12 protein-coding genes are annotated in these 15,597 nt (G+C 65.8%); 2 read left to right on the forward strand and 10 right to left on the reverse strand.

What is annotated here, in order from left to right:
- Window positions 1–34 precede the first annotated feature (34 nt).
- Window positions 35–355: a hypothetical protein gene (locus tag A9J21_RS08140; RefSeq protein WP_066733901.1), complete on the forward strand. Its 321-nt coding sequence runs from the start codon at window positions 35–37 to the stop codon at window positions 353–355.
- Window positions 356–428: 73 nt separating this feature from the next.
- On the opposite strand, the gene ntrC is transcribed toward A9J21_RS08140, so the two are convergent.
- From ntrC to A9J21_RS08160, 4 genes are all read right to left on the reverse strand, one after another.
- A complete protein-coding gene (gene ntrC / locus A9J21_RS08145) occupies window positions 429–1,991 on the reverse strand; it encodes a nitrogen regulation protein NR(I) (protein ID WP_066733708.1) in 1,563 nt (520 codons plus the stop codon).
- An 88-nt stretch (window positions 1,992–2,079) separates the two neighbouring features.
- A complete protein-coding gene (glnL, locus tag A9J21_RS08150; protein ID WP_066733715.1) occupies window positions 2,080–3,252 on the reverse strand; it encodes a nitrogen regulation protein NR(II) in 1,173 nt (390 codons plus the stop codon).
- A gap of 5 nt (window positions 3,253–3,257) precedes the next feature.
- Complete coding sequence (locus A9J21_RS08155; protein ID WP_404851353.1) at window positions 3,258–3,827, reverse strand: DUF4124 domain-containing protein; 570 nt, start codon at window positions 3,825–3,827, stop codon at window positions 3,258–3,260.
- Between the two features lie 137 nt (window positions 3,828–3,964).
- Window positions 3,965–5,380: a 3-hydroxylaminophenol mutase gene (locus A9J21_RS08160; RefSeq protein WP_066733717.1), complete on the reverse strand. Its 1,416-nt coding sequence runs from the start codon at window positions 5,378–5,380 to the stop codon at window positions 3,965–3,967.
- 531 nt (window positions 5,381–5,911) lie between these two features.
- On the opposite strand from A9J21_RS08160, the gene A9J21_RS08165 reads away from it, so the two are divergent.
- A complete protein-coding gene (locus A9J21_RS08165; protein ID WP_066733719.1) occupies window positions 5,912–6,376 on the forward strand; it encodes a rhodanese-like domain-containing protein in 465 nt (154 codons plus the stop codon).
- Window positions 6,377–6,464: 88 nt separating this feature from the next.
- On the opposite strand, the gene A9J21_RS08170 is transcribed toward A9J21_RS08165, so the two are convergent.
- The 6 genes from A9J21_RS08170 to hrpA form a co-directional block, all read right to left on the reverse strand.
- Complete coding sequence (locus A9J21_RS08170) at window positions 6,465–7,265, reverse strand: molybdopterin-binding protein (RefSeq protein ID WP_066733721.1); 801 nt, start codon at window positions 7,263–7,265, stop codon at window positions 6,465–6,467.
- Between the two features lie 36 nt (window positions 7,266–7,301).
- Window positions 7,302–8,183 (reverse strand): EI24 domain-containing protein, encoded by an 882-nt coding sequence (locus A9J21_RS08175; protein WP_066733725.1) that lies wholly within the window; start codon window positions 8,181–8,183, stop codon window positions 7,302–7,304.
- A gap of 69 nt (window positions 8,184–8,252) precedes the next feature.
- A complete protein-coding gene (locus A9J21_RS08180; protein ID WP_066733728.1) occupies window positions 8,253–9,248 on the reverse strand; it encodes a sterol desaturase family protein in 996 nt (331 codons plus the stop codon).
- On the reverse strand, window positions 9,248–10,105 hold the full coding sequence (locus A9J21_RS08185) for a polysaccharide deacetylase family protein (RefSeq protein ID WP_066733731.1): 858 nt from the start codon (window positions 10,103–10,105) through the stop codon (window positions 9,248–9,250). The genes A9J21_RS08180 and A9J21_RS08185 overlap by 1 nt, the downstream gene beginning before the upstream one ends.
- A 28-nt stretch (window positions 10,106–10,133) precedes the next feature.
- Window positions 10,134–11,120 (reverse strand): cytochrome D1 domain-containing protein, encoded by a 987-nt coding sequence (locus A9J21_RS08190; protein ID WP_066733734.1) that lies wholly within the window; start codon window positions 11,118–11,120, stop codon window positions 10,134–10,136.
- 151 nt (window positions 11,121–11,271) lie between these two features.
- Window positions 11,272–15,504, reverse strand: coding sequence for an ATP-dependent RNA helicase HrpA (hrpA, locus tag A9J21_RS08195; RefSeq protein WP_082926304.1), 4,233 nt, complete (start codon window positions 15,502–15,504; stop codon window positions 11,272–11,274).
- Window positions 15,505–15,597 lie beyond the last annotated feature (93 nt).

Genomic DNA, 15,597 nt, shown 5'->3' on the forward strand with positions numbered 1-15,597 from the left:
GCGCGCATGCGCCCCGCCTATTGTGGAGCCGACGGTGAAAGCAAGCTTCGCCGCAACCCTTGCCACACTCCTCGCCGCGCTCGCCATCACGGCATGCGCCACCGACCCGCCCGCCGAGCCTCCGCAGACGCTGGTGGGAGAGATTCAGATCCGGGGCAGCGACCCGTTTCCGACAATCATGCTGGAAACGGACGAGTTTGACTTCTGGGAACTGCGCGGCATGACGATTCCCCAGGCCCGCAAGCTGGCTGGCAAGCGGGTATCGGCGCGAGGCAGGGTCCTGCTGGCGCCCGGGCCCGACGTCTGGCTTCCCGCGTTCAGGGTGGACGAGGCGCCCGAACCCGTCAGCCCATAGACAGGCTCCGCATTGAAAAAGGGAGGCCCGACAGGGCCTCCCTTCACGCTTGCGCGGGGCTTGCAACCGGATCTCAGTCGAACCCAAGCTCCTGGAGCTTCCGCGTAATCGTATTCCGGCCAATTCCGAGCCGGGTGGCTGCTTCCACGCGACGCCCGCGCGTGACGCCGAGCGCGGCTTCCAGCACGGCCTTCTCGAAGCGGCGCGTCAATGCATCCATGACTTCCTGCTGCCCGGATTCCAGCATCGACTTCGCCTCGCCGGCCAACAGGCTTTCCCAGCTTTGCGTGACGGCCGGTGCGGCATAGGCAGGCGCCATGGCCGGCGACGTCGCCACCATCGGCGGACGCGTGGCTACCAGGGTGTCGCCATCGCTGCCAGGCGCGCCCATGCTGTAGTCGGACGTCTCCAGCGCATCGTAGTCGCCTGCCGGCCGCATTTCGGCGGCCATCGGGCGCGACGCCGACAGGCTTTCGCCGTGTCCGGCATCGATCATCTCGCGCGGCAGATCCTTGACCTCGATGGTCTGCGCCGGCGCCATCACGGTCAGCCAGTTGCACAGGTTTTCGAGCTGGCGGACGTTGCCTGGGAACGGCAACGTGCTGACATAGGTCAACGCGTCGTCCGACATGCGCTTGGGCTCGACACCCAGTTCCTTGGCACTCTTCTGCAGGAAATGGCGCGCCAGCAGCGTGATGTCCTCGGGCCGCTCGCGCAGCGGCGGCAACCGCAGCCGGATCACGTTCAGCCGGTGGAACAAGTCCTCACGGAACAGCCCTTCCTTGACGCGGGTTTCCAGGTTCTGGTGGGTCGCGGCGATGACCCGCACGTTCGCGCGCAGCGGATTGTGGCCGCCCACGCGATAGAAATTGCCGTCCGACAGCACGCGCAGCAAGCGCGTCTGCAGATCGAATGGCATGTCGCCGATTTCGTCGAGGAACAGCGTGCCGCCCTCGGCCTGCTCGAAGCGGCCGCGGCGCATGGTCTGCGCGCCCGTGAACGCGCCGCGCTCATGGCCGAACAATTCCGACTCCAGCAGGTCCTTCGGGATCGCCGCCGTATTCAGTGCGATGAACGGGCCGTTGGCGCGCGGGCTGTGCTTGTGCAACGCACGCGCCACCAGTTCCTTGCCGGTACCAGACTCGCCGGTGATCATCACGGTCACATTCGACTGCGACAGCCGGCCAATGGCGCGGAACACGTCCTGCATGGCCGGCGCCTGGCCCAGGATCTCGGGCGCGTCGACTAGCCGATCGTCCATTTCCTCCTCGCGCAGGCTTTCCTCCAGCGCGCGGCGGATCAGTTCGACAGCCTTGTCGACATCGAACGGCTTGGCCAGGTATTCGAAGGCGCCGCCCTGGAAGGCGGCCACGGCGCTGTCCAGGTCCGAGTACGCGGTCATCACGATGACCGGCAGCCCGGGGTGGCGCGCCTTGATCGCCTGCAACAGGTCCAGCCCCGACCCGCCAGGCATGCGGATATCGGAAATCAGGACTTGCGGCTCGTCCTCTTCCAACGCCGCGAGCACGTCGCGCACATTGGTAAAACTGCGGGAGAGCAGGCTTTCACGGGCAAGGGCCTTTTCCAGGACCCAGCGGATTGATTGATCGTCGTCGACTATCCAGATCGGCTTCATGTGCGTCGCTTGTCTGCTCGGTGTCATGTGGTCTCCCGTATGACCCGCTGGATCGCCGCGCCGGACGCGTCGATGTTTGGATCGACGGTCAGTGCAGCGGCAGCAGGATACGGAAGTCGGTACAGCCCGGCCGGCTCTCGCATTCGATCAAGCCCTCGTGCTGCTGCACGAAGGTTTGAGCGAGTGTGAGACCGAGACCGCTACCGCCATCCCTCCCCGACACCAGCGGATAGAAGATGCGTTCGCGAATGTCCTCGGGGATGCCCGGGCCGTTGTCTATCACATGCAAGTCCAATGCCAGCTTGTACAAACGCTTGGCAATCGTGACCTGGCGGGCCACCCGGGTCCGCAAGACGATCTGCGCGTCGCCCCCGGCGATGCGCTCGTGCAACGCCTGCGCCGCGTTGTGGACGATGTTCAGCACGGCCTGGATCAGCTGCTCCATGTCGCCGCGCAGTTCCGGCAGGCTGGCATCGTAGTCGCGCACGATATCGAGCCCGTTCGGGAATTCGGCCAGTACCACCGAGCGCACACGCTCCAGCACCTCGTGGATATTGAGTTCGGAGACGATGTGCGGGTGCCGGTGCGGCTCCAGCAGCCGGTCCACCAGCGTCTGCAGGCGGTCCGACTCCTTGATGATGACCTGCGTGTACTCGCGCAGCGCACGCTCGGGCAGCTCGAACTCCAGCAGCTGCGCCGCCCCGCGGATGCCGCCCAGCGGGTTCTTGATCTCGTGCGCCAGATTGCGGATCAGTTCCTTGTTGGCCGATGTCAGGTCGATCAGGCGCTCCTCGCGGTCGCTGCGCACCTTCTGCTCGTTGAGCAGGATCTCGACCAGCACCGTGCTCGAAAAGCCTTCGATGCCACCCACCACCACGTGGGCATGCAGCGGCTCCTGCAGCGGCGGGCGCAGCACCAGGTCCTGCCGGCGCACATCCACCTGCCGGGCCATGACCGACTCGATCATCGCGTCGAGTTCTTCCGACGCCCCGAACAGGTCGGGCAGCGTCAGTTCCACCATGGCCTTGCGCGACATGGCAAAGCTGGCCTCGGCGGCCGGGTTGGCGTAGACCACCTGCAGCCCCGGCTGGCGCACCAGCAGCACCGGATTCGCCACCACATCCAGGCCGGGATGAAATGCGACGTCGCCCAATGGCACGATATCGGCATCGCGCGCTACCAGGGCTTCAGTATCGGCCACGCCCGGCTTGCGGTCGGCCCCGGTAACCTTGCGCGAAACTCCGCGAATCAGGCGACGCATCGGTTTCAATCCTTCAGATTCGACAGTTCCCGCCGCAGCGATGCCACATTGGCTTCACTGCGAGCAACGTCATCGCGCAACCGTGCGGTGCGATCCAGATATTTTTGATAGTTGCGCTCGTTGCCCTGGCGCTCGGGCTCGCCGTTGTTGTACTCGGCGCGCAGCCCGGCCAGCTTGGATTCCTCGGACTGCAGCTCCTGCTCCAGCACCGCCCGGCGCTCGCCGTCGCGGGTCCGCTGGGTTGCGCTGTCCACGCGCGGGAAGGCCGCGGGCGACGTGGCAGCCGGCTTGGCGGCCGATGTCACGGCGCCGCTGCTGCGCCCGCCGGGCACCGTCACCACATCGGGCAGGTTGAGCTTCTTGCAGTCCTTGCCACCGCTGCTGCCGTTGCGGTACTCGGGCACGCCGTTGGCGCCCTTGCACATGTACACATCCGACGACTGCGCCGCGGCGGGCGCGGCCCAGACGGCCAGCGCCACGGCAGCCATCGTCACCAGAATGGGGAAACCCACACGCATTTGGTGCGGCAGCGCGCCGCCGGCCATGCTGAAGACCTTGTTCGAAATGGCGTTCATGAACATCGACATGAAGGTTGGGAAAAGGAGCCCCATTCTAGCGAGCAACGTCGCTGCAAAACAAAAAGGGACAGCCGAAGCCGCCCCTTCCTGGTGCAAGTGTTGCCCGGTCACAACCTGGCAACCCACTTATCGCTTTACAGCGAGTAGTACATGTCGAACTCGATCGGGTGAGTGGTCATGCGGAAACGCGTGACTTCTTCCATCTTGAGTTCGATGTACGCATCGATCATCGAGTTCGAGAACACACCGCCGCGGGTCAGGAACTCGCGATCGTTGTCCAGGTACTCCAGCGACTGGTCGAGGCTCGAGCAGACGGTCGGGATCTTTGCGTCTTCTTCCGGCGGCAGGTCGTACAGGTTCTTGTCGGCAGCTTCGCCCGGGTGGATCTTGTTCATCACGCCGTCCAGGCCGGCCATCAGCAGTGCCGAGAAGCCCAGGTACGGGTTCATCAGCGGATCCGGGAAACGCGTTTCGATACGGCGGCCCTTCGGGTTCGCAACGTACGGAATACGGATCGAGGCCGAGCGGTTGCGGGCCGAGTAGGCCAGCTTCACCGGGGCTTCGAAGCCCGGCACCAGGCGCTTGTACGAGTTCGTGCCCGGGTTCGTGATGGCGTTCAGGGCGCGGGCGTGCTTGATGATGCCGCCGATGTAGTACAGCGCGAATTCCGACAGGCCGGCGTAGCCGTTGCCTGCGAACAGGTTCTGGCCGTCCTTCCATACGGACTGGTGAACGTGCATGCCCGAACCGTTGTCGCCCACGACCGGCTTCGGCATGAACGTGGCGGTCTTGCCGTAGGTGTGCGCGACGTTCTGGATCACGTACTTCTGCAGCTGCGTCCAGTCGGCGCGTTGCACCAGCGTGCTGAAGCGCGTGCCGATTTCGTTCTGGCCCTGGCCAGCCACTTCGTGGTGGTGCACTTCAACCGGAATGCCCAGCGATTCCAGAATCAGGCACATTTCCGAACGCATGTCCTGGAACGTGTCGATCGGGGCAACCGGGAAGTAGCCGCCCTTCTTGCCCGGACGGTGGCCGCTGTTGCCGTGCTCGAATTCCTTGCCCGACGACCACGGAGCTTCTTCCGACTGGATCTTCACCGAGCAGCCCTGCATGTCGATGTTCCAGGTCACGCCGTCGAAGATGAAGAATTCGGGTTCCGGACCGAAGAAGGCGGTGTCGCCCAGGCCGGTGCTCTTCAGGTAGGCCTCGGCGCGCTTGGCGATCGAGCGCGGGTCGCGGTCATAGCCCTTGCCGTCCGACGGTTCGATCACGTCGCAGGTCAGGACCAGGGTCGGTTCTTCATAGAACGGGTCGATGTAGGCGGTACCCGAGTCCGGCATCAGCAGCATGTCCGAGGCTTCGATACCCTTCCAGCCCGCGATGGACGAACCGTCAAAGGCGTGGCCGCTTTCGAACTTGTCTTCGTCGAAGTGCGACGTCGGAACCGAAACGTGCTGTTCCTTGCCCTTGGTATCCGTGAAGCGGAAATCGACGAACTTGACGTCGTTTTCCTTCACGAGCTTCATCACATCTGCAACGCTCTGCGCCATGCCTATCTCCTGGAAATTCGAGGCTGTGTCTGAGAAAGCCATTGTTGGTGCGACCTCCGGACCTGCCGATCTGGCCGCCCCAAAAGGGACGAAGGATGTTAGCAGAAAGCGTGCCAACGCCGGTCCCAAGCGGGGCGCCAATCGCACAGACTTCCCGAAAAACGTGCATCTGCCTGTCAGACCGCACCGCCACGGGGGATGCGGATTGCATGCAATCCCGGCTGCCGGCCTGCACCCGCCTCGCTTTACCGATACGGATCATCAGGCCCGACACCCATGAAACACCATTCTGGTGCATGATTCAAGCTACAGCACCGATTCAGTGCCAAACACGGTGAGACGCACTTGTTTGGCACCAAAACAGCGCACCGGGATTGCCGCCATTTTTCGGGCCGCTCGCAACGGCCGGGCGCTAGAATAGCGCCGATTGGGGCTGACTCCCAGCAAAGATTGGGCTTTGTTGCCAACACACCGGCAAGCCGTCCGATTGCGCCCGTTTTGACCGCTTTCTTATTGACTCCGTCACACAGAATGACTACCCGAGACACCCTCCTCCAGGCCGCCCACGCACGTCAGCAACAGGGGCAGCTCGCCTACTACGGCGCCCTCACCCCGCAGGAAGCCTACGCGCTGCTGCAGGCCGATCCCAAGGCCGTGCTGGTCGACGTGCGCACCCAGGCCGAGCTTGACTGGGTGGGCGGCGTGGCGCTGCCTGACGAACAGTTCGTGCACGTCGAATGGTCGACCTACCCGGGTGGCACCCAGAACCCGGATTTCGTGGCCGAACTGAAGGCTCGTGTGCCGCAGGATGCACCGGTGCTGTTCCTGTGCCGCAGCGCCGCACGCTCCAAGCACGCCGCGCGCGTGGCGACCGAGGCCGGCTACACGCTGGCCATGGATGTGCTGGAAGGATTCGAGGGCGCGCGCGACGACGACCACCACCGCAAGACCGTGGAAGGCTGGTGCTTCCGCGGCCTGCCGTGGCACGGCGCCTGAGTCCGCCCCTCGGCACGCCCGGCAAACAAAAAGCGCATCACAATCGTGATGCGCTTTTTTTCGCCTTGCGGCGCTCGGCCGCTCCGCCCTACTGCTCGACGATCTCGAACCCCATCGCCCGCACGCCCTCGATCAGCATCGCATAGGCGGGCGCCACCAGGTCGGCCGATCCCTTCACGCCCAGGTCGATATGGCGGCGCGCCAGGCGGTCGCCACGGGTGACGTCGCCCACCGACGGCAGGCTGAACACGCGGATGCCCGGGAACGTGGCCTCCACCTGCTCCATCAGCGGCGTCAGCGTCGACTCCGGCGCCTCGAACACATAGAACGCGCGCGACTGCTCCGCGTCGAGGTGGAACAGGTGCGTGTAGTAGTGGTCGAGCACCCACTCCATCATCGGCCACGCCATTACCGGGAAGCCGGGCATGAAGTGGTGGTCGGCCACCGAAAAGCCCGGAATGCGGTTGTAGCTGTTCGGGATGATGCGCGCGCCCACCGGGAACTCGCCCATCTTGAACCGGTGCTGGTTCTCGGGTGTATTCAGGTCGGCCTTGACCGGGTCGCCATTGGCCGTCTCGGCGATGCGCAGCGCGATCTGTTCGCGTGCGTCCGGATGCAGCGCCAGATCCACGCCCAGCGCCGCCGCCGCGCACTGGCGCGTATGGTCGTCCGGCGTGGCGCCGATGCCGCCGGTGCAGAACACGACATCCGGCCCGGCGAACGTACGCCGCAACGTGGCGGTAATGCGACCGCGTTCGTCGCCCACATACTCGGCCCAGTCCAGCGCGAGGCCGCGCTCGCCCAGCAGCTCGATCGCGCGGCGCATGTGCTTGTCCTCGCGCCGTCCGGAAAGGATCTCGTCGCCGATGACAATCAAACCGAAACCCATGATGCCCCTCTTGGTTGAAGACTCAGGATGGAAGACTTACGACTGGCCGATCTGGCGCACGTCCGACGGCGCCAGGTCGATCACGTCGCCCGGCAGCGGCGACGCCGATGGCGGCGCGGCTGCGGCCCGTTCGGCACGCAGGTCCGCCAGCGCACGCAGGCAGAAGTGACCGAACCACAGCGCCGAGAAGATGAAGATCAGCACATAGAGCCAGAGCGTGCCGGCCAGCACGACCGGAAACAGGAAGATGATGACAGCCGACCAAACCCACAGCAAGGTGGGCGCGGACCCCAGCAGGCCCACCACCACGCCGATGGTCAGCAGCGGAATGCGATGGCGCTTCATCAGCGTCTTGCGCTCCTCGGCCGTGGCGTGCTCGGAAAGCGCGTCGTACGTCATCACGCGGTAGGTCAGCCAGCCCCACAGCACAGGCGGAATCAGCGCGAAGAACGGCGGAATCAGCCACAGCGGCAGCGTGACCAGCACCAGCAGCAGGAACACGACAGTATTGCCCAGCGCCTGGAACACGCTGCCGGCGATGCTGCCGCCGTGCGCCTTCTGCAGGTCCGGATAGGCGCGCTCCAGGTGTTTCACCACGGCCGGCACCGAAAACAGGCTGATGAAGATCAGCATCGAAGCGATGACCAGCGGAATCGCCAGCGTGAGCACGAAAAGCGGCGCCACCACGCTGCGCAGCGACTGCAGGCCCGCCCAGTCGAGCACGGAATAGATCCAGCTCGTGAACATCGAGCCTTCCAGCAGCGCGCGGGCGGTGCCCATGATCGGGTCCCAGCCCCACCAGATCAGGCCGCCCCACAGGGCCGTGGCCAGGACGAACGGAATGACGGTCAGCATCAGCATGCGCGGATGCAGCTGGCTGACCACGGCGCGCCCAAACGCGCGAAGGATATCGTTCATGCAGCGATCTGCGAAAAAGAGTGTTCAGGAAAGCCACCAGAGCCTAGCACAGCCCAGGGGGCGTTCCCATCACCCCAGACGCAAAAGCCGCTTGATGCCCAGCCATTGCTGGGACAGGAAGCCGGCGCCATAGTTGCGCCCGCGCCCCGTGGGCGGCGGCAGCTGGTCGCGAATGCCGGTGGGATAGTAGACGTCGGTGAAGACGGCCGTGCGGAACAGCATGTCCCACCACGGGAAGATCACGCCGTAGTTGCAGCCACCCAGCCGCACCGGCCTGCCATCGCTGCCGGCGCGCTCGTGCCCGAGCCCCACGGCATGGTGGGTGCGATGAAAGCGCGGCGAGATCAGCAGCCGTTCGCCCAGCCAGCCGAAGTTCAGCTTCAGGTTGGCGTGCTGCAGGCTCTGCAGCAGTTGCGACAGCGCCACCAGCAGCACGTACTGCGACGGCTCCACGCCCACGGCCAGCGCCGCCGTGGCGAAGACGGCATCGCGCAGGATATCGTCCAGCAGGTGGTTACGGTTGTCGCTCCACAGCGTCATCTGCTGCTGGCTGTGATGCACCGCGTGCAGGCTCCACCACCAGCGGTAGGTGTGCGACAGCCGGTGGTACCAGTAGTCGAGCAGGTCGAACAGCAGCAGGTAGACGAAGAAGCTGACCAGCGGCACCGACGTCACGCCCGGCCACCAGTCTTCGACGTTGATGCGCTGCCAGCCCAGCAGGCGCAGGTGGCCTTCCAGCCCGTCCATCAGCGGCGCCAGCAGGAAGAACATGGCGAGCCGGAACACACCCAGGCGGTGGAACACCGTATAGAACATGTCGGTCCGGATGGCGCGGCGGTCGGTCACCGCTTCCACAGGGCGCAGCTTTTCGAGCGGGCCCAGGATGAGCACCATCACGGCGATCTGCACCACGCCCACCAGCAACCATTCGGTGCCGGTAAAGGCGTCCTCCGCATAGCCGCCAAAACCGAGGTTGTAGACCACGGGCAGGATCACGTCCTGGAATACCGTGGCCTCGATCTGGCCGACCCAGAGATTGAGCCAGTTAGTAAAGGCGTCCCACATTACCGTTTCGACCCGGAATTTGGTTGCGCACCGGCTTCCACCGCGCCGTGCTGCGCGATCCAATTCTTGTATAGCGGATGTTCGCGCAAGGTGGCAAAGCAGAACCCCTTCTGCTCCAACCCCGTCAGCAGCGGTTCGAGAACGGCAGGCGCCCACGGGTCCTTGCGCGACCAGATGCCCAGGTGGGCCATCGTGATATCGCCGTCGCGCAGGTCACGCAGCGCCTTGTCCAGCAGCGCCCGGTTCGGGAATGTCTCCGACGACAGTTCGTCGCCCAGGAACCCGGCCGGTGCCCAGCCCACATGCCTGAATCCGCACTGCTCGGCCCAGGCCAGCGTCTGCGGCGCGGTGCGGCCGCCCGGGGCGCGCCACAGCGGCACCATCGGCTGGCCCGTCATCGACTGGAATGCCTGGGCGCTGCGGCGCAGCTCGGTGCAGAACGACGCTGCGTCCATCACCACGTCATGGCCGCCCTGCGCGCCGAACTGCGGACGCATGGTGACCTTGCCGCCCTTCACGCTGCGCAGGTACACGTGGTCGAACGTATGAGTGCCAAACGCGTGGCCGTCCGCGGCCAGCGACTTCCAGTACGGCGCCCACGTCGGGTCCAGGGAATTGTCCTTGTTGACGGTCGGTTCGCTCGCCAGGAAGAACGTGGCGCGGATATGGTGCCGGCGCAGCGTGCGGGCAATCAGCTCCGCCTGGCTCATGCTGCCGGTATCGAAGGTCAGGTACAGCGTACCGGCGCGGCAGGCGCCAGCCTGCGGGCCCGCGTCTGCGGCCAGCGCCATGCCGGCAACCGGCCCCAGCACCGACGCCGCCGCCAGCGCGGCAACGCGCGAAATCATCCGGCGCATGTTGTCCTCAGCCCTGTCGTAACCGGTATCAATACAACGGCGCGCGCGTCTTGAAGTAGATGCCGTGCGGCGACTTGCCCACGCGGATCGTCTTCACCATCTTGCGGCTCGCCACATCGATCAGCCCCACCGAGCGCGCCCAGCGGAACGTCACCCACAGCGTCTTGCCATCGGCGGTCAGTTCCATGTCGTCGGGGCCGGGCAGCAGGCCCGTGATATCGCCCACCTTCGACAGCGTCTGCTGATCGATGATGCTGATCGATCCCTGCACGCGGTTGGTCAGGAACAGGTGGCGCTTGTCGCCCACGGCACGGAAATTGTGCGCGCCCTTGCCGGTCTGGATCTGCTTGACCACGGTGCGCGTGCGCCAATCGATCACGGCCACGTAGTCCGCACCGGTCATGCCCACCAGCAGGTACTTCTGGTCAGGCGTGACCCAGACACCGGCCGGCGCCGAACCCGCTTCCATCACCCACATCACGTTGAGCGTGGTCAGGTCGATGGCGGCGATCTGGTTGGAATCCTGCAGCGTGATGAATGCGATCTTGCTGTCGGCGGTAAAGGCGATATGGCTGGGCGTCTTCGCCAGCGGGAACTGCTTGGCGATCTTGAGCTGATGGCCGTCCCAGCGGTAGACATCCACGCGATCGAGCCGGTTGCCGGTGGCAATGAACCACTTCTGGTCGGGCGAGAACCCCACCTGGTACGGATCGTCGATCCCCGGCACGCGCTGCTGCACCTTGCCGGTCACCGGGTCCAGGAAGACCAGGTCGTTGCCCACCGCGTTGGCAACGATCAGCGATTTCTCGTCGGGCGTGGCAATCAGGTGGTGCGGCTCCTTGCCGATCGGGAACGTCTCCAGAACCTTCTGGGTGTCCTTGTCGATCAGCGTGACGCTGGCATCACCAGAGTTCAGGATCGTCACCACTTCCGCGCGCACGGGCGCGGAGACCATTGCCAAGGCCAGGGCGCCGACCGATACCACCCCAGCCACAACACGACGCAATGCAAGCATAAGACCGCCATTTCTACACGAATCGCGCATTCTAACGTTTCGTCTGACGGTTGCGATGACGAGCAGACCGGATTCTTAAGCGTAACTTACATTTGGATACATGTGAGCGGCGCTTTCCATCGCTGCCGCCCGTATTGCAGCGCTTTACCGGTCAGCGCTGAATCGATTCCCAGACCTTCTGCAGCCGCTTGACCGACATCGGCTGTGGCGTGCGCAGTTCCTGGGCGAACAACGCCACGCGCAGCTCTTCCAGCATCCAGCGGAATTCGTCCAGCCGCGCGTCGGCCGCCCCCCGGCCCTGGGTCCGCAGTTGCTTCTCGGCCCGCTGCCATTGCTGCACCAGCGGCGACATTTCCTGGATACGTTGACTGTCGCGGCCCGGATCGCCCTTGAGCTTGTCCACCCGCATCACCATGCCCTTCAGGTAGCGCGGATAGTGGACCAACTGCGTGTATGGCGTATCGATCACAAATGACTTGTTCATCAGCCGGCCCAGCTGTGCCTCCAGATCCTGGTAGGCCGACCCGAACGGCTTGGCCTGCAGCAACTTGCGCGGCAGCGATGCGAATTCGGCCAGGATGGTGCCGACCAGCCGCGCAATTTCCTGCGCCAGCAGCGACAGCCGCGCCCGGCCCTCTTCCTTGCGCGCGCTGAATTCGGCGTCGTTGCGCGGCAGGGGTGCCTGCAGGCAGGCCCGCTCCAGCGCCATCAGCACGATCTGGTTGCGCAGTTCTTCCTGCGTGCCCAGCGTCATGTACTGCATCGCCATCTGCTGCAGGTTCGGGATGTTCTTCTCGATGAACTTGACCTGTTCGCGCAGTTGCAGCGCAAACAGCCGGCGCAGGCCCGCATGGTGGACGCGCGCCGCTTCCTGCGGATCGTCGAACACCTCCACGTCGCAATGGTCGCCACGGTCCACCAGCGCCGGGTAGCCAAACAGCGTCTGGTTACCCTTGCGGATTTCCAGCAGCTCCGGCAATTCGCCAAACGACCACGACGTCAGGTTCTCGTACTGCCCGGCCTCGGCGGCTGGCACATCGCGCGCGGCAATGCTCTGGAACGACTGCTGCGCCTGCCCGCCCAGCTCCGCGCGCAACTGGGCCAGGTTGCGGCCCATGTCCAGCTGGCGACCGTGCTCGTCGATCACCTTGAAGTTCATCGTGTGGTGCGCCGGCAGCGTTTCCAGCTTGAAATCGGCGCGCCGGATCATCGTGCCGGTCTGCTCGCGCACGTCGGCAATCAACACGTCGAGCAGGTCGCCTTCGCCAAAGGGCTGGCGGTCGACAAACCCGGCCGCGTAGTCGGGCAGCGGCACGCAATGGCGACGCAGCTTCTGCGGCAGCGACTTCAGCAGCAGATGCACCTTCTCCTTGATCATGCCCGGCACCAGCCATTCGGCGCGCTCGGGCCTGACCTGGTTCAGCGCGTACAGCGGCACGGTCAGTGTCACGCCGTCGCGGTGGCTGCCCGGCTCGAAGTGGTACGACAGCCCCATGTCGACGCCGGCAACCGGCAGGATCTTCGGGAACAGGTCGGTCGTGATGCCGGCCGCCTCGTGCCGCATCAGTTCGTCGCGGTTCAGGTACAGCAGCTTGCGGTCCCTGGCCGATTCGGCCTGGTACCACTTCTCGAAGGCCACCTGGTTGTGGATGTCCGCCGGGATGGCCTTGTCGTAGAACGCGTAGATCAGCACATCGTCCACCAGCACGTCCTGCCGGCGCGACTTGTGCTCCAGGTTCTCGATCTCGCGCACCAGCCGCTGGTTGTGGGCGAAGAACGGCAGCCGGGTGTCGAACTCGCCCTCCACCAGCGCGCTGCGGATAAACAGCTCGCGCGCCTCGACCGGATTCATCGGGCCAAAATCCACGCGGCGGTGCTGGTAGACCGGCAGGCCGTACAGCGTGCCGCGCTCCAGCGCCAGCACCTGGCCGGCCTTTTTCTCCCAGTGCGGCTCGCTCCAGCTCACCTTGAGCAGGTGGCGGCCCACCTGCTCCACCCATTCGGGCTCCACGCGGGCCAGCGTGCGCGCGTACAGGCGGCTGGTTTCCACCAGTTCGGCGGCAATGATCCAGCGGCCCACCTTGCGCGCGATCAGCGATCCCGGCCACAGGTGGAACTTGATGCCGCGCGCGCCCAGGTATTCGCGCCCCTTGCCATCGGCCTCGTCGAGCTTCAGGCCCACGTTGCCCAGCAGGCCCGTCAGCAGCGCCTTGTGCAGCTGCTCGAAGGTCGGCTCGGTCTCGTTCAGGCGCCAACCCTGCTCGCTGACCGTGGTGTGCAGCTGCGAGTGCACATCACGCCATTCGCGCAGGCGCACATGCGACAGGAAGTTGCTGCGGCACTGGTCCTGCAGCTGGCGGTTGGTCTTCTTGTGCGCAACGGCTTCCTCGAACCACTTCCACAGCTTGACCCAGCCCAGGAACTCGGACTTCTCGTCCATGAACTTGCGATGGGCCTGGTCGGCGGCTTCCTGGGCTTCCTGCGGACGCTCGCGCGGGTCCTGCACCGACAGTGCACTGGCGATGATCAGCACTTCCTTCAGGCAGTGGTGGTCGCGGGCGGCCAGGATCATCCGGGCCACGCGCGGATCCAACGGCAGTTTCGCCAGTTGGCGGCCGGTGCCGGTCAGCTGGTTGCCCTCGTCGAGCGCGCCCAGTTCCTGCAGCAGCTGGTAGCCATCGGCCACGGCCCGGCCCAGCGGGGGCTCGATAAACGGGAAGGCCTCGATATCGGTCAGGCGCAGCGCCTTCATGCGCAGGATGACCGCCGCCAGCGACGAGCGCAGGATTTCCGGATCGGTAAAGCGCGGCCGGCCCAGGAAATCGCTTTCCTCGTACAGCCGGATACACACGCCATCGGCCACCCGGCCGCAACGGCCGGCGCGCTGGTTGGCAGCCGCCTGCGAGATCGACTCGATCTGCAGCTGTTCCACCTTGTTGCGATACGAATAGCGCTTCACGCGCGCCAGGCCGGTATCCACCACGTAGCGGATACCTGGCACCGTCAGCGACGTTTCGGCCACGTTGGTCGCCAGCACGATGCGGCGGGCGTTGGACGGCCGGAACACGCGCTCCTGCTCCTGCACGGACAGCCGCGCGAACAGCGGCAGGATCTCGGTGTGCGGCGGATGATGCTTGCGCAGCGCCTCGGCGGCCTCGCGGATCTCGCGCTCGCCGGGCAGGAAGACGAGTACATCGCCCTGGCCCAGCCGGCACAGTTCGTCCACGGCATCGACGATGCCGTCGTACAGATCCCGCTCCTTCGCCTTTTCCGAGCGCGGCGCGGGCATCTGCCCGGGCGCCGGCTTGTCTTCCTGGATCGGCCGGTAGCGCACTTCCACCGGATACAACCGGCCGCTGACCTCGATCACGGGCGCCGGTTTGCCATCGCGCGCGAAATGCTCGGCAAAGCGCTTCGCATCGATGGTGGCCGACGTGATGATCACCTTCAGGTCCGGCCGCTTCGGCAGGATCTGGCGCAGGTAGCCGATCAGGAAATCGATGTTGAGGCTGCGCTCGTGCGCCTCGTCGATGATGATCGTGTCGTACGCGCGCAGCAGCGGGTCGTTCTGCGTCTCGGCCAGCAGGATACCGTCGGTCATCAGCTTGACCGACGCGCCGGCCGACATGGCGTCGTTGAACCGCACCTGGTAGCCCACGTGCTCGCCCACCGGCGTGCCCAGTTCCTGCGCGATGCGCTTGGCCGTGGACGTGGCGGCAATCCGGCGCGGCTGCGTATGGCCGATCAGGCCGCCGCCGGGCTTGCCCTCGCGGGCCGGGCCGCGCCCGATGGACAGCGCGATCTTGGGCAGCTGCGTGGTCTTGCCCGAGCCGGTTTCGCCGGAGACGATCACCACCTGGTTGGCCAGCAGCGCCTGCGCGATCTCGTCGCGGCGCGCCGATACCGGCAGGGCCTCGGGGAACGTGATCTCGGGCAGCGGGTTGGCAAGCCGCACCGGCTGGGGCGGGCGCGGGGGGCGCTGGGCGCCTTCCGGCCGGGGCGGACGCTGGCTGCCTTCCGGGCGCGCCTGGCGCTGCCCGCCCTCAGGGCGCGGCGGCCGGGGCGGGCCGTCCGGGCGCGGGGGCCGCTGGCCGCCTGCCTGCTGCGACCCGGGCTGGCCGCCATCGGGACGCGGCGAACGCGCAGCGCCTTCAGGGCGCGGCGGCCGGGGCTGACGCGGCTGGGGAGGCGACTGCGGCGGCTTTTGCCCCTGCGATGCCTTTTGCGGCGGTTGCTGTGCCGGTCTTTGCGCCGGTTTTGGCGCAGGTTCCTGCGGCCGAGCACCACCGCCCGCTTCACGTGAAGCGGGGTTCTGGCTGGCCTGGGAGGAGGTAGCCTCGGCGGGGTTGGCCGTGGCGGGCTTGGCGGGGCGTTGTGCTGACATTGGCCGGGATTATAATCCGCCGCATGAACGCCAGAACCGACTCCCCGCAGCAGGACCCCGATCCTGCCGCCTCGCCCTCGCCCCTCGATCCGT

This window comes from Cupriavidus sp. D384, from assembly GCF_001652915.1.
Classification (GTDB): Bacteria; Pseudomonadota; Gammaproteobacteria; order Burkholderiales; family Burkholderiaceae; genus Cupriavidus.

Bases quoted from the DNA above. Each gene is read 5' to 3' on its own strand.
- ntrC (WP_066733708.1), bottom strand. From the start codon at position 1,991: ATGAAGCCGATCTGGATAGTCGACGACGATCAATCAATCCGCTGGGTC.
- glnL (WP_066733715.1), bottom strand. From the start codon at position 3,252: ATGCGTCGCCTGATTCGCGGAGTTTCGCGCAAGGTTACCGGGGCCGAC.
- A9J21_RS08155 (WP_404851353.1), bottom strand. From the start codon at position 3,827: ATGAACGCCATTTCGAACAAGGTCTTCAGCATGGCCGGCGGCGCGCTG.
- A9J21_RS08160 (WP_066733717.1), bottom strand. From the start codon at position 5,380: ATGGCGCAGAGCGTTGCAGATGTGATGAAGCTCGTGAAGGAAAACGAC.
- A9J21_RS08165 (WP_066733719.1), top strand. From the start codon at position 5,912: ATGACTACCCGAGACACCCTCCTCCAGGCCGCCCACGCACGTCAGCAA.
- A9J21_RS08170 (WP_066733721.1), bottom strand. From the start codon at position 7,265: ATGGGTTTCGGTTTGATTGTCATCGGCGACGAGATCCTTTCCGGACGG.
- A9J21_RS08175 (WP_066733725.1), bottom strand. From the start codon at position 8,183: ATGAACGATATCCTTCGCGCGTTTGGGCGCGCCGTGGTCAGCCAGCTG.
- A9J21_RS08180 (WP_066733728.1), bottom strand. From the start codon at position 9,248: ATGTGGGACGCCTTTACTAACTGGCTCAATCTCTGGGTCGGCCAGATC.
- A9J21_RS08185 (WP_066733731.1), bottom strand. From the start codon at position 10,105: ATGCGCCGGATGATTTCGCGCGTTGCCGCGCTGGCGGCGGCGTCGGTG.
- A9J21_RS08190 (WP_066733734.1), bottom strand. From the start codon at position 11,120: ATGCTTGCATTGCGTCGTGTTGTGGCTGGGGTGGTATCGGTCGGCGCC.
- hrpA (WP_082926304.1), bottom strand. From the start codon at position 15,504: ATGTCAGCACAACGCCCCGCCAAGCCCGCCACGGCCAACCCCGCCGAG.